Annotated in this window: 26 protein-coding genes; all 26 read left to right on the top strand. The window is 42.8% G+C overall.

What is annotated here, in order from left to right; translation table 11 throughout:
• Positions 1 to 20: 20 nt before the first annotated feature.
• The 26 genes from G509_RS0102245 to G509_RS0102120 are packed head-to-tail and all read left to right on the top strand — an operon-like array spanning position 21 to position 21,024.
• Entirely contained in the window at positions 21 to 1,124 is a 1,104-nt protein-coding gene (locus G509_RS0102245) for a WG repeat-containing protein (protein ID WP_026990042.1), read from the top strand.
• Between the two features lie 11 nt (positions 1,125 to 1,135).
• Entirely contained in the window at positions 1,136 to 1,867 is a 732-nt protein-coding gene (flxB, locus tag G509_RS0102240) for a flexirubin biosynthesis SDR family reductase FlxB (protein ID WP_026990041.1), read from the top strand.
• A gap of 25 nt (positions 1,868 to 1,892) precedes the next feature.
• A complete protein-coding gene (locus G509_RS0102235; protein ID WP_026990040.1) occupies positions 1,893 to 3,110 on the top strand; it encodes a beta-ketoacyl-[acyl-carrier-protein] synthase family protein in 1,218 nt (405 codons plus the stop codon).
• 9 nt (positions 3,111 to 3,119) lie between these two features.
• Positions 3,120 to 3,371: an acyl carrier protein gene (locus tag G509_RS0102230; RefSeq protein WP_026990039.1), complete on the top strand. Its 252-nt coding sequence runs from the start codon at positions 3,120 to 3,122 to the stop codon at positions 3,369 to 3,371.
• Positions 3,372 to 4,256, top strand: coding sequence for a lysophospholipid acyltransferase family protein (locus tag G509_RS0102225; protein WP_026990038.1), 885 nt, complete (start codon positions 3,372 to 3,374; stop codon positions 4,254 to 4,256). It abuts the gene before it with no gap.
• Positions 4,257 to 4,305: 49 nt separating this feature from the next.
• A complete protein-coding gene (locus G509_RS0102220) occupies positions 4,306 to 5,970 on the top strand; it encodes a phytoene desaturase family protein (protein WP_026990037.1) in 1,665 nt (554 codons plus the stop codon).
• 15 nt (positions 5,971 to 5,985) lie between these two features.
• Positions 5,986 to 6,897 (top strand): hypothetical protein, encoded by a 912-nt coding sequence (locus G509_RS0102215; RefSeq protein ID WP_026990036.1) that lies wholly within the window; start codon positions 5,986 to 5,988, stop codon positions 6,895 to 6,897.
• 17 nt (positions 6,898 to 6,914) lie between these two features.
• Complete coding sequence (gene darB, locus G509_RS0102210; RefSeq protein WP_026990035.1) at positions 6,915 to 8,048, top strand: dialkylresorcinol biosynthesis protein DarB; 1,134 nt, start codon at positions 6,915 to 6,917, stop codon at positions 8,046 to 8,048.
• Positions 8,048 to 8,473, top strand: a complete 426-nt coding sequence (locus tag G509_RS0102205; protein WP_026990034.1) for a hotdog family protein — start codon at positions 8,048 to 8,050, stop codon at positions 8,471 to 8,473. The genes darB and G509_RS0102205 overlap by 1 nt, the downstream gene beginning before the upstream one ends.
• A gap of 6 nt (positions 8,474 to 8,479) precedes the next feature.
• The gene (locus G509_RS0102200) at positions 8,480 to 8,929 is read left to right on the top strand and encodes a hotdog family protein (protein WP_026990033.1); all 450 of its coding nucleotides are present in this window, start codon (positions 8,480 to 8,482) and stop codon (positions 8,927 to 8,929) included.
• The gene (gene DarG, locus G509_RS0102195; RefSeq protein ID WP_026990032.1) at positions 8,926 to 9,327 is read left to right on the top strand and encodes a flexirubin biosynthesis protein DarG; all 402 of its coding nucleotides are present in this window, start codon (positions 8,926 to 8,928) and stop codon (positions 9,325 to 9,327) included. The genes G509_RS0102200 and DarG overlap by 4 nt, the downstream gene beginning before the upstream one ends.
• Before the next feature lie 5 nt (positions 9,328 to 9,332).
• Complete coding sequence (gene darH / locus G509_RS0102190) at positions 9,333 to 10,328, top strand: BtrH-related acyltransferase DarH (RefSeq protein WP_026990031.1); 996 nt, start codon at positions 9,333 to 9,335, stop codon at positions 10,326 to 10,328.
• A gap of 19 nt (positions 10,329 to 10,347) precedes the next feature.
• Complete coding sequence (locus G509_RS0102185) at positions 10,348 to 11,100, top strand: ABC transporter ATP-binding protein (protein ID WP_051199900.1); 753 nt, start codon at positions 10,348 to 10,350, stop codon at positions 11,098 to 11,100.
• Entirely contained in the window at positions 11,093 to 12,382 is a 1,290-nt protein-coding gene (locus G509_RS0102180; RefSeq protein ID WP_035738383.1) for an ABC transporter permease, read from the top strand. Before G509_RS0102185 ends, G509_RS0102180 begins: the two co-directional genes overlap by 8 nt.
• On the top strand, positions 12,360 to 12,803 hold the full coding sequence (locus G509_RS0102175; RefSeq protein ID WP_026990028.1) for an acyl-CoA thioesterase: 444 nt from the start codon (positions 12,360 to 12,362) through the stop codon (positions 12,801 to 12,803). Before G509_RS0102180 ends, G509_RS0102175 begins: the two co-directional genes overlap by 23 nt.
• A complete protein-coding gene (locus G509_RS0102170) occupies positions 12,803 to 13,939 on the top strand; it encodes a beta-ketoacyl synthase N-terminal-like domain-containing protein (RefSeq protein ID WP_026990027.1) in 1,137 nt (378 codons plus the stop codon). The genes G509_RS0102175 and G509_RS0102170 overlap by 1 nt, the downstream gene beginning before the upstream one ends.
• Complete coding sequence (locus G509_RS0102165; RefSeq protein ID WP_026990026.1) at positions 13,939 to 14,550, top strand: hypothetical protein; 612 nt, start codon at positions 13,939 to 13,941, stop codon at positions 14,548 to 14,550. The genes G509_RS0102170 and G509_RS0102165 overlap by 1 nt, the downstream gene beginning before the upstream one ends.
• A 1-nt stretch (position 14,551) precedes the next feature.
• Positions 14,552 to 14,809 (top strand): phosphopantetheine-binding protein, encoded by a 258-nt coding sequence (locus tag G509_RS0102160; RefSeq protein WP_026990025.1) that lies wholly within the window; start codon positions 14,552 to 14,554, stop codon positions 14,807 to 14,809.
• A gap of 2 nt (positions 14,810 to 14,811) precedes the next feature.
• Positions 14,812 to 16,002, top strand: a complete 1,191-nt coding sequence (locus G509_RS0102155) for a beta-ketoacyl-[acyl-carrier-protein] synthase family protein (RefSeq protein ID WP_026990024.1) — start codon at positions 14,812 to 14,814, stop codon at positions 16,000 to 16,002.
• Positions 16,002 to 17,066 carry a beta-ketoacyl synthase N-terminal-like domain-containing protein gene (locus G509_RS0102150; RefSeq protein WP_026990023.1) on the top strand — a complete coding sequence of 355 codons (1,065 nt, stop codon included), beginning with the start codon at positions 16,002 to 16,004 and terminating at the stop codon, positions 17,064 to 17,066. The genes G509_RS0102155 and G509_RS0102150 overlap by 1 nt, the downstream gene beginning before the upstream one ends.
• Positions 17,060 to 17,836, top strand: a complete 777-nt coding sequence (locus G509_RS0102145; RefSeq protein WP_026990022.1) for a polysaccharide deacetylase family protein — start codon at positions 17,060 to 17,062, stop codon at positions 17,834 to 17,836. The genes G509_RS0102150 and G509_RS0102145 overlap by 7 nt, the downstream gene beginning before the upstream one ends.
• Positions 17,826 to 18,455 (top strand): flexirubin biosynthesis/transport protein LolA2, encoded by a 630-nt coding sequence (gene lolA2 / locus G509_RS0102140; protein WP_026990021.1) that lies wholly within the window; start codon positions 17,826 to 17,828, stop codon positions 18,453 to 18,455. Before G509_RS0102145 ends, lolA2 begins: the two co-directional genes overlap by 11 nt.
• Positions 18,421 to 19,050, top strand: coding sequence for a flexirubin biosynthesis protein LolB2 (gene lolB2, locus G509_RS0102135; protein ID WP_026990020.1), 630 nt, complete (start codon positions 18,421 to 18,423; stop codon positions 19,048 to 19,050). Before lolA2 ends, lolB2 begins: the two co-directional genes overlap by 35 nt.
• Positions 19,051 to 19,060: 10 nt before the next feature.
• Positions 19,061 to 19,696 (top strand): outer membrane beta-barrel protein, encoded by a 636-nt coding sequence (locus G509_RS0102130; protein ID WP_026990019.1) that lies wholly within the window; start codon positions 19,061 to 19,063, stop codon positions 19,694 to 19,696.
• A 28-nt stretch (positions 19,697 to 19,724) separates the two neighbouring features.
• Complete coding sequence (locus G509_RS0102125) at positions 19,725 to 20,372, top strand: porin family protein (RefSeq protein WP_026990018.1); 648 nt, start codon at positions 19,725 to 19,727, stop codon at positions 20,370 to 20,372.
• Between the two features lie 25 nt (positions 20,373 to 20,397).
• Entirely contained in the window at positions 20,398 to 21,024 is a 627-nt protein-coding gene (locus tag G509_RS0102120) for a porin family protein (protein ID WP_026990017.1), read from the top strand.
• Positions 21,025 to 21,031 lie beyond the last annotated feature (7 nt).

The following is a 21,031-nucleotide window of genomic DNA, read 5'->3' as shown; positions in this document are numbered from 1 at the left end:
AAACTTAAAACCATATAGGCATGAAAAAAATCATTTTCTTTTTATTGTTATGTGTACAGGCAGCGTTTTGCCAGGAGCTGGCGCTTGTAAAGCAGGATTCTAAAATTGGTTACATTAATAAAACCGGGCAGTATGCCATAAAGCCCCAGTATGATAAAGCCAGGGGTTTTAGCGATGGCCTTGCCGCCGTTAACGATAAAGGCAAATGGGGTTTTATTAATGCAAAAGGCGAGTGGGCCATACCTGCCACTTTTGATGATGCCGAAGATTTTAACAGCGGGCTTTGCGTGGTAGAAAAAGACAAAAAGCGCTTTTACATTAATAAAATGGGCGAAACTGTAACCACTCCTGCAACAGATAAGTACTATACTTTTGAAGATGGTGTTGCTTTTATTAAACAGGGCGACAAAGTAGGGCTTATAAACCCTAAAGGCACGGTGGTGCTGGAGCCTAAGTACGAGGTTATAAAATCGTTTAAAGGCAACTACGCGCGTTTTAAAAATAACGGCCGCTGGGGTATTTTAGATAAAGCCGGTAAAGTAGTGGTAGAGGCTACTTATGATGAAATTGGCGATTACCATAAAGGTGTTACCTGGGCAAGAAACGGCGAGGCATTTGGCCTTGTTATTGCCGGCAAGTTTAAAGCTATTGATGGTGTAGATAAAATATGGGATTTCCATTCTCAGGACCTTACCTATGCCCGTAAAGCAAAAAAAATTGGTTTTATAGACCTTAAGGGCGACTGGGCTATTGAGCCTAAGTTTGATAAAGCCCGTGCTTTTACCAAAGGCCTTGCGCCGGTTTATGTGGGTAAAAAGTGGGGTTATGTAAATACTAAAGGTGCTTTTGTTGTAGAACCTATTTACAACGATGCCGAAATTTTTAGCGAAGATGGCCTTGCTCCTGTTAAAGATAAAGACTGGGGTTTTATAGATACCACAGGCAAAGTTATTATTCCAACCAATTATGATATTACTGCGGCGCTTTCGTTTTTTAGCGACGACCAAAAAGGTTTTGTTAAAGGCCTTGCCCGTGTTAAGAACAACAAAAAGTGGGGATTTTTAGATACAAAAGGCCAGCTGCTGGGCAACCAATGGTTTGAAAACGCCGAATTATTCAATTAGAAAATTAATTTATGAAGTGTGCATTAGTTACGGGCGGCTCCAGGGGCATTGGTAGTGCCATTTGCCAGAAACTGGCTGCCGACAGCAATTACCATATACTTATTAACTACCAGTCTAACCTGGCTGCAGCCGAAGAAACTCTGCAAAAAGTTATAGAAAACGGTGCTACTGGCGAGCTTTTAAAATTTGATGTTGCTAATGCAGACGAGGTTAAAAGTGTGCTAACCCAATGGCAGGAGGCTAACCCCGATGCTTTGGTAGAGGTAATAGTAAACAATGCAGGCATAACCAGAGATGGCCTTTTTATGTGGATGTCTCAGGATGATTGGTCATCGGTAATAAATACCAGCCTTAATGGCTTTTATAACGTTACCAGCTTTTTTATACAAAAGCTGTTGCGCAACAAATACGGCCGGATAATTAATATGGTATCGGTATCCGGGGTTAAGGGCACACCGGGGCAAACCAACTACTCTGCGGCAAAAGGCGCGGTTGTTGCTGCTACTAAGGCACTGGCCCAGGAAGTTGCAAAACGCAACATTACGGTTAATGCTGTGGCTCCCGGGTTTATTAAAACCGATATGACCGGCCAGTTAGACGAAAAAGAACTGGTAAAAATGGTGCCCGCCAACCGCTTTGGCGAAGCCGATGAGGTGGCCGACCTGGTAAGTTTCCTGGCTTCTAAAAAAGCAGGCTACATTACAGGCGAAGTAATTAATATTAACGGGGGTATATACTCCTAACTATATATAAACCAAAACGCGAACAATGGAAAGAAGAGTGGTAATTACCGGTATGGGCATTTATTCCTGTATTGGCACATCGCTTGATGAGGTTAAAGAATCGTTATACCAGGGCAAATCGGGTATAAAGTATGATGAAGAGAGAAAAGAATTCGGGTTTAGGTCGTGCTTAACGGGTATGGTGCCCAAACCAGACCTTAAAGAGCTTTTAAACAGGAGGCAGCGCATAAGCATAGGCGAAGAGACCGAATATGCGTATATGGCTACCATACAGGCTTTAAAGCAGGCAGGTATAGACGATGATTTTCTTGAAAATAACGAGGTGGGCATTATGTATGGCAACGATAGTGTATCTAAAGCTATTATAGATGCTACCGATGTTATAAGAGAAAAGAAAGATACGGCACTAATAGGGTCCGGGGCTATATTTAAGTCCATGAACTCTACCATTACCATGAACCTTTCTACTATATTTAAGCTAAGGGGCATTAACCTTACGGTAAGTGCTGCCTGCGCCAGCGGATCGCATTCGTTGGGTATGGGCTATTACCTTATAAAAAGCGGGCTTCAGGATACCATTATCTGCGGCGGCGCACAGGAAATCAACAAATATGCCATGGCCAGTTTTGATGGCTTAGGTGTGTTTTCTCCCGGCGATACAGATCCCGCTAAGGCTTCGCGCCCTTTTGATGCCTCCCGTAATGGGTTGGTGCCAAGCGGCGGCGGTGCCACATTAATATTAGAAAGCTACGAGTCGGCAGTAAAACGCGGAGCTCCAATATTGGCCGAAATTATAGGCTACGGCTTCTCGTCTAACGGTGGCCACATCTCTACGCCAAACGTTACCGGACCGGCTTACGCTATGCAAAAAGCTTTAGATCAGGCAGGTATAAAGCCCGAGGATGTAGACTACATTAATGCACATGCAACTTCTACACCTGTAGGCGATGCCAACGAGGCTAAAGCTATTTTCGAGATATTTGGCAGCAAGCCGTATGTAAGCTCTACCAAATCGATGACCGGGCACGAGTGCTGGATGGCAGGTGCAAGCGAGGTTATTTACTCTGTTTTAATGATGGAAAATTCGTTTGTGGCGCCTAACATAAACTTCGAAAACCCCGATGAAGACTCGGCAAAATTAAATCTTGCAGAAACAACGATTGATAAGGAAATTAATATATTTTTGTCGAATTCTTTTGGGTTCGGCGGAACGAACTCTGCTTTAATAGTAAAAAAAGTTTAAAATTAACACATGGACAAAGCAGTAATTATTGAGAAGATTAACGATTTTTTAATTGACGAGTTTGAAGTTGATGCCGATGCTATTGAGCCCGATGCCAATTTAAAAGATACATTGGGGCTGGACAGCCTTGATTACGTAGACCTTGTTGTAACTGTAGAGTCTAATTTTAAAGTGAAGCTTGGCGAGGCAGATTTTGTGGGTATTGTTACTTTTAACGACTTTTATAACCTTATAGAAAATAAGGTAAACGCCCTAAAATAAATGAGCGAATGGGATGGTAAATCTAAAGGTAACCTGCTGGGCTACAAAATATTTGTATTTTGTATAAAAAACCTGGGGGTTAGGGCATCCTATTTTGTGCTGTACTTTGTTGCCTCTTATTACTTTTTATTTTTAAAGAAAACCAACCGGGTTACGTTTTACTACCTGCACAACCGCATGGGCTATACGCGCGCTAAAGCCAGGAAAATGGTTTTTATGAGCTACTATAGCTTTGGGCAAACGCTAATAGATAAAACGGCAATATCGGCAGGTATGCGTAATCGCTTTACGTACGAGTTTGACGGTATTGAGCGCATTAAAAACCTGCTGGCCAACAAACAGGGCGGAGTGCTTATTAGTGCCCACATAGGCAATTTTGAAATTGCCGAATACTTTTTATCAGATCTGGACGACCAGTTCCAAATTAACCTTGTAACGTCAGATCTGGAGCACAGGGCTATAAAAAGCTATCTGGAAAGCATCTCGTCCAAATCGGCTATCAAGTTTATCATCATAAAAGAAGACCTTTCGCATATTTACGAAATTAACGCCGCACTTGCTGCTAACGAGCTTATCTGCCTTACCGGCGATCGTTACCTGGAAGGCATCAAGCACCTTACAGAACCTTTTTTAGGAGAAGAAGCCAAGTTTCCGGCAGGGCCTTTCCTTATCGCATCGCGCCTTAGGGTGCCGGTTCTTTTTGTTTATGTAATGAAAGAGAAAAACCTGCACTACCATTTGTATGCACGCGAGGCAGAGGTTAAGCACCGCGACGAAAAAGCATTGCTGCGCGCCTACATTGCCAGTGTAGAGTCTATGCTAAAAAGGTATCCGTTGCAGTGGTTTAACTACTTCGATTTCTGGCAGGCTTTCAAAAACAAATAAAAATTTACAAGGCAGTTTTTAAATTGCCCCAAACTTGTTATCTTTAGCCATGCCCCATACACAGCTTGAGTTAGATACTATTATAATTGGTTCCGGAGCCGGTGGCTTATCGGCAGCAATTTGCCTTGCACGTGCCGGCCAAAAGGTACTGGTGCTGGAGCAGCATTACGTGCCAGGGGGGTGGTGCCATAGCTTTACGCTAAACGGGCAGCGCTTTAGCCCCGGTGTGCATTATATAGGGCTGTTAAACGAAGGTCAGGCCACCAGCGACCTCTACAAAGGCCTTGGCATTGCCAACGACCTTGTTTTCTTCAGGATGAATACCAATGCCTTTGAGCATTGCATTATTGGCAGCGAAAAGTTTGATATACCCGCAGGGCTAAGCAATTTTGCCGATACATTGGGCAAACGCTTTCCAGATAGTGCCAAACAGATAAAAAGCTATCTTACACTTGTAGAAAAGGTAAATGCACAGATGCAGATGATGCCCAAAATTAAAGGCTTTAAGCAAATAATTACCGCACCGTTTAAAACAAAAGATTTTGTGCACAATGCCTTTTTCAGTCTTAAAAAAATAGTCAACCGGCATGTAAAAGACCCAATGGTGCAGGCAGTACTTAATGTGCAGTGTGGCGATCATGGGTTGCCTCCGGCAAAAGCCAGCTTTATAGTGCACAGTTCTGTAATGGGCCATTATTCAGATGGTGGCTTTTACCCTATGGGCGGTGGCAGCGGTATTGTAAAAGCCATGACCAACAGCCTTAAACGCTATGGCGGGCAGGTAAAGGTTAGCAGCAGGGTAAATAAAATTGTAGTCGAAAATAATACCGCCACCGGTGTAGAGCTGGAGGGCGGCCAGATAATAAAGGCAAAAAGGGTAATCTCTAATGCCGATCCATCCATTACCTACCTTGACCTTGTAGGCAGGGAGCACCTGAGCAAAAAACTGCTTAAAAGGCTCGATGCCACTAAATATTCGGTTACATCGCTCATATTGTTTTTAACGTTAGATATGGATGTTACTGCGGCCGGAATGGATTCTGGCAACAACTGGATATTTAGGGATGCCGATGTAGATGCCCAGTTTAACGAGCTGATTACTAAAGACCTTACCGAGGGCGATGAATTTCCTGCCCTGTTTATGAGTTGTACCACCCTTAAAGACCCGGTTAGCTACAACGGCAGGTATCATAATTTCGAACTGGTTACATATACCGAATACGATAGCCTTAGCGGTTTTAAAGATGAAGGCGACTACCATTCGCCGGAATATGCCGCTTTTAAAGAAAAGGTTATTGCCAAGTTTATGAATACGGCAGAGCGTATGATACCCGGTGCAAAGCAGCACGTTATACAGGCCGAACTGGGCACGCCTAAAACCAATCAGTTTTATGTAAACAGCACAAACGGCAACGTTTACGGTACCGAGAAAACGCTTAAATATGTAGGGCCATTTGCCTATAAAAATAAAGCTGAAATTAATAACTTATACCTTAGCGGGGCCAGTACACTATCACACGGGGTGGCCGGGGCAACCTATTCGGGTATAGAAACGGCTGCTAAAATACTGGGGTGCAAAAGAGATGACCTTTTGGTAACCGATGAGAACCAAAAGATAAGGATATTTGATGCCGAAGACCCCACATCGTGGCCCGAGTGGGTGCATAAAAAAAGAGAAGATAAAATAAGGACCTTTAAAGAGGTTGTACTATAATTACGATTGCCATACATGAAAAATGTTCTTGTAATATACTATTCACAATCGGGGCAGCTTGCAGAAATTGCCGATAATATAGCGGCGCCACTGGTGGCCGACCCTAATATAAACGTGGTATTCCATCAGATAGAGCTGGAAAAACCGTTTCCTTTTCCGTGGAATAAAGAATTGTTTTTTGAGGCATTCCCGGAATCGTTCCTGCAAATACCCACAAAGTTAAAGCCGGTTCCGCAACATATTTTAGATGTAAAGTACGACCTGGTGCTGTTTCATTACCAGGTGTGGTTTTTATCGCCATCTATCCCTATAAATTCCTTTTTAAAAAGCCCCGAAGCCAAGCAACTGCTTAACAATACGCCTGTTGTAACCATTAGCGGCAGCAGAAATATGTGGTACTTAGCGCAGGAAAAAGTTAAGGTATTGCTGGCGCAAAACGGTGCGCTGCTTAAAGGTAACATAGCACTGGTAGACCGCGCCGGCAATTTAATAAGCGTTATAACCATTGTAGAGTGGATGTTTAGCGGTAAAAAATACAAGCATTGGGGCATATTCCCGTTACCGGGGGTATCTCAAAAAGATATAAACGAGTCGGTTAAATTTGGGCAAACCATTCATACAGAGCTGTTGGCAGAGAATTTAGATGCCCTTCAGCCTAAGCTAATAGAGCAAGAGGCGGTAAAGGTTAGTCCGTACCTTGTAGCGGTAGATAAAAAAGGCAATTTTGTGTTTACCAAATGGTCTGGCATCATAACAAAAAGGCCTCAAAAGCGCCAAATGCTGCTAAAGATTTTTGTGGTGTATTTGGTACTTGCAATTTGGGTTATATCGCCAATTGTATATATCTTGCACGTTCTTACTTATCCTTTTAAAATTGGCAGCAATAAAAAGGTAGTAAATTATTATCAAGGCGTTAAGAGCGCATAAAAAGTATTAAAGCAATTATGTTTGATGTTTATATAACAAGAGCCGGAAAATATTTGCCTAACGAGGCGGTATCTAATGACGAAATGGAGGGCATCCTGGGCATGATTAACGATACGGCATCCAAAGCCCGCAGGATAGTGCTGCGCAATAACGGCATAAAGTCCAGGTACTATGCCATAGATAAAAAAGGTACTATTACCCACAACAATGCACAGCTTACCCATCTTGCCATAGAGCAGTTGTACGATGAAAATTTTACTAAGAACGATGTAGAGCTGCTTTCGTGCGGTACATCGGCGGCAGATAATCTTTTCCCGTCGCATGCAGCAATGGTGCATGGGTTAATGGAAAACCAGTCGGTAGAGCTAAACTCATCATCCGGTGTTTGTTGCGCGGGTATGAATGCCCTTAAGTATGGTTTTTTAAGCATACGTTCGGGCAATACAAAAAATGCGGTGTGCACGGGGTCAGAACGATCATCAACCTGGATGCTGGCCGAAAAATTCAACAACGAGGTTGTAAACCTAAAAAAGCTTGAAGAACAGCCTATTATCGCTTTTAGGAAAGAATTTCTTAGATGGATGCTATCCGATGGTGCAGGTGCTTTTTTACTGGAAAGTGAGCCAAGAGGCGAAGTTTCGTTAAAAATAGAGTGGATGGAGTCGTTTTCTTACGCCCATGAGCTGGATGCCTGTATGTATGCCGGTGGCGATAAGCTGGAAGACGGCACCTTAAAATCGTGGCAGGACTACACGCCCGAAGAATGGCTTAAAGAATCGGTTTTTTCTGTAAAGCAGGATGTAAAACTGCTTGATAAATATGTGTTGGATAAAGGATCTGACAGTACAAAAACAGCATTAGACAAGCATGGGGTAGATTACCGCGATGTTGATTATTTGCTGCCGCACGTATCGTCTAACTTTTTTGCAACACGTCTATATAATTCACTTTTGGAACGTGGAATCGACATACCCGAAGACAAATGGTTTATGAATCTTAGCAGGGTAGGCAATGTGGGATCGGCTTCCATATATTTAATGGTAGAAGAGCTTATGAACTCCGGCAGGCTTAAAAAAGGTGAAAAGCTATTACTTATAGTACCCGAAAGCAGCAGGTTTACCTACTCAGTATCTTATTTAACCGTTTGCTAATGGAGTCTATACTGGATAAAAGCCTTGTAGAGAGTCTTATACCGCAAAAAGCTCCTTTTGTAATGGTAGATAAGCTGTTCTCTTTTACAGAGAATGCTATTATTGCTGGGTTAACCATACCTGCTGACAATATTTTTGTGCAGGAGGGCATGTTTACAGAGCCCGGTATTATAGAGCACATGGCACAATCGGTAGCATTGTACACCGGTTACCAGTATTATTTAAAAAACGAACCGGCGCCCACGGGCTACATTGGTTCTATAAAAGATGTTGAGGTCTTAGAGCTTCCGCTTGCGGGAGACGACCTGATTACCGAAGTTACCGTTTTGCAGGAATTTATGGGCATAACCCTGGTAGATATTGTTACCAAACGTAACGGTACACTTATAGCAAACGGCCAAATGAAAACCGTTCTGGCAAAATAACCCTGTATGATAAAGGTTATAGATATACACAATTACCTGCCGCACCAAAAGCCGATGCTTATGGTAGATGTAATATTGGGTATTGACGAAGAAAATGTAGAAACCGCTTTTGCCTTACGGGAAGACAATATTTTTATAGAGAACGGCGCTTTATGCGAAGCCGGCCTTATAGAAAATGCGGCGCAAACCTGTTCGGCTATTGTGGCAAGGTCGTATCTTATAGATGATGAAGACCAGGACCGCCTTAACGTAGATGTAATTGGGTTTATAAGCTCGATTAAAACAATAAAAATACACGCACTGCCTAAAACAGGCTGCGACATTACAACCAGGGCCCACCTGGAATCCAGGTTTGATACAGGTACTTATACTACCTGCATGATGAGTTGCAGCAGCTACTGCAACGGAGAATTGCTTTTAGAAGGAGAGATAAATTTATTTATTCAGGAACGATGAAAAAGAGCGAAGTACCACAGGATAAAAGTAATATATCGTCGGTTAACATGCGCGAACTGTGTTATGCTACCGATGATAACGGCAATTATACCACAGAGCTTAGTTCTGGCTGGGAGCCTAAAACCATTGCCCTTAGCAATGCCATTGAAGATATTAAAGAACGTACCGAAGCTGCAAGGCAACAGGTTATAAACGGCGAGCTTAGCCCCATTGTTTATTTTATGGAGCTCAGCAAAATGGACCTTGGTATACTTGCAGGCTACACAGGTATTTGGCAATGGCGTATTAAAAGGCATTTTAAGCCAAAGGTTTTTGCCGGGCTTAGCAATAAGGTGTTGCAAAAATATGCCACCGCTTTTTTGATTACGGCAGAAGAATTAAAAAATTTTAAGGGCTGATATAAATGACGACTGATTTTACGCACCACCAGGCTGCACATTGCGAGAATGGTGTGGCATCCAACCTATTAAAGCACAACGGGCTTAACATAAGCGAACCCATGGTTTTTGGTATCGGTTCGGGCCTGTTTTTTGTATACCTGCCGTTTATAAAAGTAAACCATGCACCGGCGTTTAGTTACCGCCCCATGCCGGGAGCCATTTTTAGCCGCCTGGCTAAAAGGCTGGGACTTAAAATTAAAAGACAAAAATTTTCGGGTTCGCAGGCGGCTCAAAAAGCGTTGGACGATAACCTTAAAAACAACATACCGTCGGGCTTGCAGGTAGGGGTATATAACCTAACTTATTTTCCTGACGATTACCGTTTTCACTTCAATGCCCACAACCTTGTGGTGTACGGCAAAACGGGTAACGACTATCTTATTAGCGACCCGGTAATGGAAACCACCACCACCCTTACTACCGAAGAGCTGGACAGGGTGCGCTTTGCAAAGGGTGCTTTCGCACCAAAGGGGCAAATGTACTATCCCATAGATATTCCTAAAGATATCGACTTTAAAAAAGCCATTAACAAAGCTATTAAAGCTACCTGCCGCGATATGCTTGCTCCTGTGCCCATTGTTGGCGTGTGGGGTATAAAGTATGTGGCAAAGCAAATACGTAAATGGCCGGTAAAACTGGGGGTACGTAAAGCCAACCATTACCTGGCGCAAATTGTGCGCATGCAGGAAGAAATTGGTACCGGCGGCGGCGGCTTCCGTTTTATATACGGGGCGTTTTTGCAGGAGGCATCGGTTATACTGGATAATCCGCAATTAAAAGAACTGTCTTTTGAGATGACCGCTATTGGCGACCTGTGGCGCGATTTTGCTGTTGAGGCAGCCCGTGTGTATAAAAAACGCAGCTCTAAACCCGATGTGTACAACATGCTGGCCGATATGCTTACCGATATTGCCAACAGGGAAGAACAATTTTTTAAACAATTGAGAAAAGCCGTCTAAAAGGCAATTCAAAAGTGCGATGAGCAATCCCATAATACAAATACAATCCCTTTCCAAGCAATACAAAGGTGCCGAATTTTTTTCGGTCAACACTTTGTCGTTAGATGTTGTTAAGGGAGAGATATTTGGATTGCTGGGGCCAAACGGTGCGGGTAAAACCACGCTTATCTCTATGCTGTGCGGCCTTGTAAAACCAACGTTAGGCAGTTTTACCATACAAGGCCTTAACTACCATGATAATGCCCATGCCATTAAAAAAATAATAGGCGTTGTACCGCAGGAATATGCGCTGTACCCAACCCTTACGGCGCGAGAAAACCTTATGTACTTTGGCAGTATGTACGGGCTTAAAGGTGCCATTCTCAAACAAAAAATAAACGACTCTCTGGAGTATCTGGGGCTTACAAAGTTTGCCGATAAACGCATTGAAACTTACTCGGGCGGAATGAAACGCAGGGTTAACCTAATTGCAGGCTTGCTACACAACCCATTAGTATTGTTTTTAGACGAACCTACCGTTGGGGTAGATGTGCATTCTAAAAACGTAATTATAGAATATCTTAAACAGGTAAACGCCAAAGGCACTACCATTATATATACATCGCACCACCTTGCCGAAGCGCAGGACCTGTGCACCCGCCTGGCTATTATAGACAGTGGGGTGGTACTTATACAGGGCACGCCGCAACAGGTTATCGAGCAAACCCAAAACGCATATAGTTTAGAAGATGTATTTTTATCATTAACCGGTAAAGAGCTTCGTGATGTATAAGTTAGTAATGTCGGTATATAAAGAGGTTTTATTGCTGCGCCGCGACCCCGGGGCATTGATAATACTGTTTGTTATGCCATTGGTACTGGTAATTGCCATTACCCTTATACAGGACAGCACGTTTAAAACCGCGACGGAAAGTAAAATTCCCATTCTGCTGGTAGATAACGATAAAGGCGAAGTATTTAAAATGGTGCTTAAAAACCTCGGCGAAAGCAGTTCCTTTTCGGTAATAACAAAGGATAAGGGCAAACCAATAACCGAACAGTTTGCCAAAGACAAAGTGTTTAATGGCGAATACCAGATGGCTATCGTTATTCCCGCGCAGTTAAGCAGCGGCCTTAAAGCCAAGGTAAACGGTAATGTGCAAAAAATAATGGAGGGCTTTAACGCTGTGGCCGATACCGTTGCAACAGCTTCGGCACCAGCCCAAAAAACAGCGCCCAAAGAGGTGCGGTTGTATTTTGACCCGGCATCGCAAACGGCTTTTAAAAATGCGGTTAAAAGCACCATAGATAAAATGATATCGCAAATAGAAACCAAATCTATTTACGATGCTTTTAAAGAGCAGCTTGGCGAAGAAAGTACCGCCGCCTTTGAGCAGGAAAATTACATAAGCTTTAAAGAAATTGTGCCCATGTTCGAGAACAAGGCCATGGTGCCCAACTCCACACAGCACAACGTGCCGGCCTGGACTTTATTCGCTATGTTTTTTATAGTAGTGCCACTGTCTATAAACATTGTAAAAGAAAAAAACCAGGGCACGCAGGTGCGCTTACGTACCAACCCGGTGCATTATTACACGGTAATTGGGGGCAAAACCATAACGTACCTTATAATTTGCATGCTGCAATTTTACTTAATGCTTGCGGTAGGCATTTATTTGTTTCCGCACATTGGGCTACCGCCTTTGGGGCTTAACGGCACCTTTTTGTTAATGAGTGTGGTTGCGCTGTTTAGCGGGTTTGCCGCCGTGGGCTTTGGCATACTGCTGGGCACACTGGCCAAAACGCAGGAACAGGCCGCACCGTTTGGGTCAACATCGGTAGTAATACTGGCCGCAACAGGCGGGGTATGGGTACCGGTTTTTGCAATGCCCAAAGTAATGCAGTATATTGCAAAGGCAAGCCCCATGAACTGGGGACTGGATGCTTTTTACGACGTACTTTTAAGAAATAACACCCTAACAGGCATTTTGCCCCAACTGGCATCATTGTTCCTGTTTTTTATAGGCATGGTTGCACTATCACTATTTTACGATGAAAAGAAAAGAGCAGTATAAAGAAGTACCGGAACTTACAGTTACCCAGCAAATACGCGTCAGGTTTAACGAAACCGACCCGCTTGGCATTGTATGGCACGGCTATTATATTACTTATTTTGAAGATGGCCGCGAGGCTTTTGGCCGTGAGCATGGCATTAGCTATTTAGATGTGCATAAGTACAACTACACTACGCCCATAGTAAAATCAAGCTGCGAGCACAAGCTGCCGCTGCGCTATGGCGATGTGGCTACTATACAAACCACCATTGTAAACACGCCTGCCGCCAAGATAATTTTTAGGTATAAAATTTTTGATGGTAATAATAACCTCGCTTGCTCCGGCGAAACCGTACAGGTATTTGTGAATGATGAAGGTGTAATGGTGCTAAACTTTCCGCCGTTTTTTGAAGAATGGAGGGCTAAAGTAGGGTTACAATAATGAGTTTAAAAAACGTATACATAACCCATACCAACTGCATTACCCCATTGGGGTTTGATGTAGCAGGCAACGTACAGGCAGTTGCCGGCGGTGTTACGGGCATAAGCCATCAACAGGACAGCAATTTATTACCCGAAGCGTTTTACGCATCGGTAATAGATACGGCTGCGCTAAACACAGCTTTTGCTAAGCTAAGCCAAGCTGAACACACAAGGCTCGAAAAAATGATGCTACTCGCGCTGCAACCTGTTATTGCAGCATCGGGCGTAGCATTAAACAACAGAACGGTACTGATACTTTCTACCACAAAGGGCAACATAACCGCTTTAAAAAGCAACGAACCACTGCCTGATGGTGCCTACCTGCAAGGGCTGGCTAAAAATGTGGCTAACTTTTTTGGTTTTGCCACAGAGCCTATTGTTGTGTCCAACGCCTGCGTATCGAGCATAATGGCGGTATCGGTAGCTAAAAGATTGGTACAGTCGGGTTTGTATGATAACGTGTTTATTATCGGGGGCGATGAGGTATCTGAGTTTGTTGTGTCGGGTTTTAATTCATTCAAAGCCATGAGCCCTGTGCCGTGTAAACCGTATTCGGCCAACCGCGAGGGCGTAACCTTAGGCGAAGCCGCCGCGGCTGCGTTAGTTACCATCAACAATCAAAATGCAAAAGCAGTAATAGTGGGCGACAGCTCTATTAACGATGCTAACCATATATCGGGCCCGTCGCGCACCGGCGAAGGCCTTTACAGGAGTATCGGCAGTGCGTTGCAGGAGGCGGGCGTAACGGCATCACAAATAGATTATATCTCGGCACATGGCACCGCAACCCCGTTTAACGACGAGATGGAAGCCATAGCCTTTAACAGGCACAACCTGGAAAACGTGCCCGTAAACAGCTTTAAGGGCTACTACGGCCACACGCTTGGCGCATCCGGATTACTGGAAACTGTTATAGGCCTGGAGTCTATGGCGCAGGGTAAGGTGTTTGCCTCTCTGGGGTATGACGAGCCGGGCGTATCGCAGCCTATAAATGTGGTATCTAAAAATAAAGACCGGGAAATTAACTACATGCTTAAAACGGCTTCCGGTTTTGGGGGCTGCAATACGGCGGTGGTATTCCAAAAAATAAAATAATGGCAAATACGTATTACATATCAGCTTATTGCAGTATACAAAGTGGCCAAATAATGCTTAACGGAGAAGAGTATTTTTCTGCCGAAGGCGCTGATTTTGCTGATTTTGCCAAACAGGCCTACAAGCATGGTGAAACCGACTATCCTAAATTTTTTAAGATGGACGGGCTTAGCAAACTGTCGTTCCTGGCGTCTGACCTTTTGCTTAAGGGCCGGCAGCCTGACGGCGAAAATAATACGGCGCTTTTGTTTGCCAACGCATCATCCAGCCTGGATACCGATGTAAAGTACAACGACTCGATATCTGATAAAGAAAATTACTTTCCAAGCCCGGCGGTATTTGTGTACACGCTGCCCAATATTTGCATGGGCGAGATAAGCATTAAGCACAAACTGTATACTGAAAATAGTTTTTTTATCTTTGAGGCCTTCAATCCTGAATTTTTTGCTAACTATGCAGCTATATTGCTGGATACCAATAAGGCAGAAAACGTGCTGTGCGGATGGGTGGAATTTTTTAAGAACGATTACAAAGCCTTTATGTACCTTGTGTCTAAAGAGGGCGCAACAGAGCATACTACAAAAAACATACAAACATTATATCTAAGTTAAAATGGAAGCATTAAAGCAGGAACTTAAAGAAAAGATTATTAACATACTTAACCTTGAAGATATTACGCCTGAGGATGTTAACGACAACGACCCGCTTTTTGGCGATGGCCTTGGCCTTGACTCTATAGATGCTTTAGAGCTTATAGTAATGCTTGATAAAGATTATGGCATTAAACTGGCCGACCCTAAGGAGGGCAAAGCTATTTTTCAGTCGATTGAAACAATGGCGGCATACATTTCAGAAAAACGCACCAAGTAACAATGAGCAAAGGAGTTGCTATAACCGGTATGGGTATTATTTCTGCGATAGGTAACACTGTCCAGGAAAATTACAATGCGCTTATACAGGGTAAAACGGGCATTACGCCCATAGAAAATATTGCAACCGTTCATAAAGTTACCGTAGGCGAAATTAAGCAAACCAACCAGCAACTGGCCGAATCACTGGGCCTTCCGGCAGATAATAACTATTCGCGCACGGCCATGCTGGGCGTAATTGCGGTTAAGCAGGCGGTAGAAGATGCCGGCATAACCAATATAAACGAATATGCTACGGGCCTTATATCGGCTACCAGTGTGGGTGGTATGGACATGACCGAGCGTTTTTTTTACGATTATTTTGAGTCGGATGAAAACCACAGGTACATACACGCACACGATGCCGGCGATATGTCGCAAAAAATGGCCGAACATTTGGGGTTAAAGGGTATGGTTACCACCATAAGCACGGCGTGTTCATCGGCGGCCAACGCCATTATGCTGGGCGCACGGCTTATTAAGTCGGGCAGGTTAGACCGTGTAATTGTGGGCGGTACCGATGCGCTTTCTAAATTTACCATAAACGGTTTTAAAACCCTTATGATATTTTCGGACACCTATAATACCCCTTTTGATAACGACCGTAAAGGCCTTAACCTGGGCGAAGCCGCAGCCTATTTAGTGCTGGAAAGCGATGCCGTGGTTAAAGCACAAAATAAAAAAGTACTGGCGTATGTGTCGGGCTATGGCAACGCTAACGATGCATTTCATCAAACGGCTTCATCAGAAAATGGCGATGGTGCGTACCTGGCCATGCAAAAAGCGTTTAAAGTATCGGGCCTTGAGCCAGCTGACATTGATTATATTAATGCACACGGTACGGCAACACCCAATAATGATCTGTCTGAAGGGCGTGCGCTAATAAGGGCTTTTGGCAACACTGTGCCCGATTTTAGCTCTACCAAACCATTTACGGGGCATACCCTTGCTGCCGCTGCCGCTATAGAGGCGGTGTACAGCGTGCTGGCATTGCAAAACAATATTGTGTACCCCAACCTTAATTTTAAAACCCCAATGGAAGAATTTGCAATTGTTCCGCAAACGGTTTTAAAAGAAAAAGAAATTAACCACGTACTGTCTAACTCGTTTGGGTTTGGCGGCAACTGTTCAACCCTGCTGTTTTCTAAAAGCTAATGAAAAAGTGTTATATAAATGGTACCGGATGCGTTTCTGCCCAAAAAACTGTCGATACGGCTTTTTTGGAAGAGATTGTTATTAATGATACCCATAATGTTTTGGAGCTTGCCCTGCCCAATTATAAAGACTTTATAAGCCCGGTAGCTGCAAGGCGTATGGCAAAAGGTGTTAAGAATGGCATAGTGGCATCGGCGAAAGCCATACAGGAGGCCGGCGTACAGTATTTTGATGCAATTATTACCGGTACAGGGATGGGGTGCAGTGTAGATTCTGAGAAATTTTTAAAAGCACTGCTGGATAATAACGAGGAATTTTTAACCCCAACATCATTCATACAATCTACCCACAATACGGTAGGTGCCCAGATAGCGTTAGGGCTGCAATGCAAAGCTTATAATTTTACGTATGTAAATGGTGCAGTTTCGTTTGAATCGGCGCTTATAGACGCTAAAATGCAGCTTGAAGACGAAGATGCACATACGGTATTAGTTGGCGGAATAGAAGAATCGGCCGAGAACACTTTGGAGTTTCTTAAAATGTCGGGTGCTATTAAGGCAACGTCAGATGTTCCGTATAAAGTTTTAGGGTCAGATACTCCGGGTGTTGTGTTTTCTGAAGGCGCTACGTTTTTTGTCCTTGCCGATACCCAACAGGAAACTACTTACGCTCAGCTAACCGATGTTGCTATCTACAATCTTTTAGAACCAGATGAGGTTGCTGCAAAATTGAAAGCCTTCCTTAAAAATAACAACCTTACGGTTAACGATCTTGATGCTGTAGTGTTGGGCTTTAATGGCGATGTAAATTACGATAGCTATTATACTACACTGGCTAACACGCTGTTTAATACTACTCCGCAAGTATACTACAAACACCTTAGCGGCGAGTTTAATACCGCTTCGGCTTTTGGACTGTGGGTGGCATCGAATGTTATAAAATTGCAGCACATTCCGCAGGCAATAAAAGTCAATAATTTAGATAGGCCTCAATATAAAAACATCCTGCTGTACAACCAGTACAGGGGTCAGGACCATAGTTTTACCCTTATTTCAAAATGCTGACACACAGGCTAAATACAGGCTTTGCAACAGCTGTACTTATTCTGCTGGCGGTTCAGGCTTATTTTAATGTGGTATCGTGGTGGTGGCTTGCCATCCCAGTAGTGTTATGGCTTGTATTTGCTGTGGCAGGGTCGGGTTTGGTGCAATCGGGCTACCATATAAAAACATTAAACAGCCAAAAACCGGTAACAGGCAGGCAAATTGCCCTTACGTTTGACGATGGCCCCACACCGTATACAGAGAAAGTCCTGGAACTTTTAGACCGCTACAATGTAAAAGCCACTTTTTTTTGCATTGGCACGCAGATAGAAAAATATCCACACATTTTAAAAAAAATTGTAGACAGCGGCCATACCGTTGGCAATCACAGTTATAGCCATTCTAACAAAATGGCAATTTTTCCTGTAACTAAAATTGTAGAAGAGATAAAGCATACCAATGCCCTGATACAGCAGTATACCCATAAGCAGACCGTATTGTACCGGCCGCCGTTTGGGGTTACCAGCCCTAATATAGCAAAGGCTTTGCACCAAACCGGGCATTATGTTATTGGGTGGAACATCCGCTCCTTAGACGCCGTTATTGATAGCGAATCTAAAATACTCAAACGCATTAAAAAGCGGCTAAATGCTGGTGGAATTATACTTTTGCATGATACCTCTCAAAAAAGCGTTAACGTTTTGGAACAATTATTGTTACTTTTACAGCAAGAAAACTACAAAGTGGTCCAAACGGGCCAATTGCTAAACATTCCGGATTATGAAGAATAGTGTTTTATATGTATTTTTTTTAATGGCGGTTACGCTCTCCGGCTTTGCGCAGGAGCAAAAAATGAGTGCTGCCGAAGTTACATCGTTTAAAAACGGGGTAAACGCCACGGCAAAAAACACCAAAACCCTTACCACCGATTTTGTGCAGTTTAAGCACATGGATTTCTTGTCTAAAGACATAGAAACATCGGGTAAAATGAGCTTTAAAGCTCCGGCCATGCTGCTGTGGCAATATACCAAGCCCTACCAATACAGTGTTGTGTTTAAAAACAACAAGATTACTATAAACGATGCCGGCAAGAAAAGCGCTATGGATATGGGCAACAGCAAAATGTTTAACAAGCTTAACAAACTTATTGTGGGCAGTGTAAGCGGTAATGTGTTTGACGAAGCCGAGTTTACCATTACCTACTTTAAAACCGCGGAATACAACATTACCAAACTGGTGCCTAAAGATGCTGCGCTAAAAAAATACATTAACCAGATGGAACTGTATTTTGATAAAAAAAATATGGTGGCACAGGTTAAAATGATAGAGCCTTCTAACGATTATACTACAATTGTATTTAAAAACAAGGTTGTAAATGCGCCGGTACCAGATTCTGTTTTTTCTAATTAGCAGCTGCCTGCTGCTATCCGGCTGTGCTGTTAAAACCGTAAAAGGTTTTGAGCAGCAAGCGCCTGCGGTTACCAATTACCCTGTTACGTATTTTTCGGACGCTAAGACCGATTATGTTTACAAAGCCCACATTGCCATTTATGGACGTGATTTTGGGGGGATTTTTATTGCTAAAAAAATAAACGACACCCTTTACAGGGCTGCCTTTACCACCGAGTTTGGTAACAAACTGTTCGACTTTGAAATTACCGATACCAGCTTTAAAGTAAATTATATATTAGAAGAGTTGGATAAAGCACTAATTGTAAACACCCTTAAGCGCGATTTTATGCTGCTGCTTAAGCAAAACCATGCCGTGCAGGAACAGTATAAAGATAATCAGAATACGGTTTACAAATCAGATGCCGGTAAAAGGTCTAACTACCTGTTTATAGATAAAACATCGGGCCAGCTGGCAAAAATTGTAAACGCCACAAAATCAAAAGAAAAAACTATTATTAGCTATACGCCGCAAAGCAATATATTAGCAAAAAATATAGTTATAGAACATAAAAATATTAAGCTTAAAATAGAATTAAATTACCTCGAACAATAATCATTTTGCTATGAAAAAAACTTTACTATTTACATTCTTGTTGCTTTGTACACTTTCTGCCAGCGCACAGGTAACTTTTAAGCCGGGCATCAGGGCCGGGGCTAACTTTTCTAAAATTACCAATACCGACCTGGATGGTAAAACCGATTTTTACATTAGTGCTTTTGGAGCTTTAAAACTTACAAGGTTTTATACCATGCAGCCCGAAATTGGCTACTCGCGCCAGGGTGGAGAGGGCAACGTAGTAACCACAAATTATTATTACACTGAGTATAACAGCTACGAAACCCAGTCTGTAGAAAATGTAGATGTAGAACTGCAATACATAACATTCGCACTTATAAACAAATTTACGCTTACCAATAATTTTAATATACACGTAGGGCCTACGTTCGATATTATTACCAATAGCTCTCAGTACACGTATAATGATGTAGATCTTGGTGTTACAGCAGGTATCGGCTATACAACCCCTTTTGGCCTTGGTGTAGAAGCACGTGTTAAAAAAGGTTTTGTAAATGTTGTAGACAACTATTACTATAACAACCAGGGCAACGATTATTACGATTACAATGATAATGCCAACAACCTTGTGTTTTCTTTGGGCTTAACCTATAGCTTTAATGTAACAGGTTCAAGCAAGTAATCAATCATAATCAATCATCTCTCCCAAAATGAAAAAAATTACGTTACTTCTTGTGTGCTTCCTTGCGTTGCATACCGCTAATGCACAGGTTACAATAAAACCGGGTATAAGGGCAGGTTTAAACCTTGCAACACTTACCAACACTAATTTAGATACCAAAGCCGATTTTTACGTTGGCGGCTTTGTAGCTATTAAACTGGCAAAATTTTACACACTTCAGCCCGAGCTTACCTATTCAAGGCAGGGGGCAACAGGCTCAGGGTTTTATAATGCAGATTATTACTATGGATACGATCCAGTAATTCCGGCTTACGGCGGTTCTAATGATACCGATTATTCGTTGCAGTACCTGTCGTTAGGGGTTATGAACAAGTTTAATATTATCGACGGTTTCCACGCAATAGTAGGGCCAACATTAGATTTTAAAGTAGGCGACAATTTTACAGGCTATGCTGCCGATGAACTTATGGGTGTAGACCTTGGCCTTAACGCCGGGCTTGGTTATACCCTGCCAATGGGTCTAACCATAGAAGCGCGTTACAAGATTGGCTTTGCAGATATTTTTGGCGACAACTACAGCGGCTATAACGACGATTATTACTATGATGATAATGGTAATTATGATGATGTTATCTTAAATAGTGTAGTTCAGCTTGGCTTATCGTACGCATTCTAATAAATTCTAATCTCCCATCTCTCAAATGAAAAAAATTATAGTAGTACTTATATGCTTTCTGGCAATACAGGCAAGCGCCCAAATTACCATTAAGCCCGGTGTAAGGGCAGGGGCTAACTTTTCGAGGTTAATTAATACTGATCTTGATGCTAAGACCGATTTTTATGTAGGTGGCTTTGTAGCCATTAAGCTGGCGAAGTTTTACACCCTTCAGCCAGAACTTACCTATTCCAGGCAGGGTGGCAAAGGCAAGTTTTATTTTGATGATGTTGATTTTGGAAATGGCGACCCTGCTTTTGCGCAAAGTGCCGATGTAGATTACCAGATACAGTACCTGTCTTTAGGTGTTATGAACAAGTTTAAGATTATTGGTGGGTTTCATGGTGTTATTGGCCCTAATATAGACTTTAAGGTAGGCGATAATTTAAAAGGCTTTGAGGAAGATGTGGTAGGCCTCGATCTTGGCCTTACTCTTGGCTTTGGCTACACATTACCGATGGGCTTAACCTTTGAGGCGCGTGCTAAAATAGGCTTCCTGGATATTTTTGGCGATGATATGTATTATGATGATACTAATTATTATAACAACAGGTATGGAGGCGACCCTGTAACCAACAGTACCCTTCAGCTTGGTGTAGCTTATCAATTCTAAAAATTAA

This window comes from Flavobacterium subsaxonicum WB 4.1-42 = DSM 21790, assembly GCF_000422725.1.
Lineage (GTDB): Bacteria > Bacteroidota > Bacteroidia > Flavobacteriales > Flavobacteriaceae > Flavobacterium > Flavobacterium subsaxonicum.
This window is presented reverse-complemented; position numbering and strand designations above follow the sequence as displayed.

Excerpts from the sequence above, each read along its gene's own strand:
- G509_RS0102245 (WP_026990042.1), top strand. The coding sequence starts at position 21 with ATGAAAAAAATCATTTTCTTTTTATTGTTATGTGTACAGGCAGCGTTT.
- flxB (WP_026990041.1), top strand. The coding sequence starts at position 1,136 with ATGAAGTGTGCATTAGTTACGGGCGGCTCCAGGGGCATTGGTAGTGCC.
- G509_RS0102235 (WP_026990040.1), top strand. The coding sequence starts at position 1,893 with ATGGAAAGAAGAGTGGTAATTACCGGTATGGGCATTTATTCCTGTATT.
- G509_RS0102230 (WP_026990039.1), top strand. The coding sequence starts at position 3,120 with ATGGACAAAGCAGTAATTATTGAGAAGATTAACGATTTTTTAATTGAC.
- G509_RS0102225 (WP_026990038.1), top strand. The coding sequence starts at position 3,372 with ATGAGCGAATGGGATGGTAAATCTAAAGGTAACCTGCTGGGCTACAAA.
- G509_RS0102220 (WP_026990037.1), top strand. The coding sequence starts at position 4,306 with ATGCCCCATACACAGCTTGAGTTAGATACTATTATAATTGGTTCCGGA.
- G509_RS0102215 (WP_026990036.1), top strand. The coding sequence starts at position 5,986 with ATGAAAAATGTTCTTGTAATATACTATTCACAATCGGGGCAGCTTGCA.
- darB (WP_026990035.1), top strand. The coding sequence starts at position 6,915 with ATGTTTGATGTTTATATAACAAGAGCCGGAAAATATTTGCCTAACGAG.
- G509_RS0102205 (WP_026990034.1), top strand. The coding sequence starts at position 8,048 with ATGGAGTCTATACTGGATAAAAGCCTTGTAGAGAGTCTTATACCGCAA.
- G509_RS0102200 (WP_026990033.1), top strand. The coding sequence starts at position 8,480 with ATGATAAAGGTTATAGATATACACAATTACCTGCCGCACCAAAAGCCG.
- DarG (WP_026990032.1), top strand. The coding sequence starts at position 8,926 with ATGAAAAAGAGCGAAGTACCACAGGATAAAAGTAATATATCGTCGGTT.
- darH (WP_026990031.1), top strand. The coding sequence starts at position 9,333 with ATGACGACTGATTTTACGCACCACCAGGCTGCACATTGCGAGAATGGT.
- G509_RS0102185 (WP_051199900.1), top strand. The coding sequence starts at position 10,348 with ATGAGCAATCCCATAATACAAATACAATCCCTTTCCAAGCAATACAAA.
- G509_RS0102180 (WP_035738383.1), top strand. The coding sequence starts at position 11,093 with ATGTATAAGTTAGTAATGTCGGTATATAAAGAGGTTTTATTGCTGCGC.
- G509_RS0102175 (WP_026990028.1), top strand. The coding sequence starts at position 12,360 with ATGAAAAGAAAAGAGCAGTATAAAGAAGTACCGGAACTTACAGTTACC.
- G509_RS0102170 (WP_026990027.1), top strand. The coding sequence starts at position 12,803 with ATGAGTTTAAAAAACGTATACATAACCCATACCAACTGCATTACCCCA.
- G509_RS0102165 (WP_026990026.1), top strand. The coding sequence starts at position 13,939 with ATGGCAAATACGTATTACATATCAGCTTATTGCAGTATACAAAGTGGC.
- G509_RS0102160 (WP_026990025.1), top strand. The coding sequence starts at position 14,552 with ATGGAAGCATTAAAGCAGGAACTTAAAGAAAAGATTATTAACATACTT.
- G509_RS0102155 (WP_026990024.1), top strand. The coding sequence starts at position 14,812 with ATGAGCAAAGGAGTTGCTATAACCGGTATGGGTATTATTTCTGCGATA.
- G509_RS0102150 (WP_026990023.1), top strand. The coding sequence starts at position 16,002 with ATGAAAAAGTGTTATATAAATGGTACCGGATGCGTTTCTGCCCAAAAA.
- G509_RS0102145 (WP_026990022.1), top strand. The coding sequence starts at position 17,060 with ATGCTGACACACAGGCTAAATACAGGCTTTGCAACAGCTGTACTTATT.
- lolA2 (WP_026990021.1), top strand. The coding sequence starts at position 17,826 with ATGAAGAATAGTGTTTTATATGTATTTTTTTTAATGGCGGTTACGCTC.
- lolB2 (WP_026990020.1), top strand. The coding sequence starts at position 18,421 with ATGCGCCGGTACCAGATTCTGTTTTTTCTAATTAGCAGCTGCCTGCTG.
- G509_RS0102130 (WP_026990019.1), top strand. The coding sequence starts at position 19,061 with ATGAAAAAAACTTTACTATTTACATTCTTGTTGCTTTGTACACTTTCT.
- G509_RS0102125 (WP_026990018.1), top strand. The coding sequence starts at position 19,725 with ATGAAAAAAATTACGTTACTTCTTGTGTGCTTCCTTGCGTTGCATACC.
- G509_RS0102120 (WP_026990017.1), top strand. The coding sequence starts at position 20,398 with ATGAAAAAAATTATAGTAGTACTTATATGCTTTCTGGCAATACAGGCA.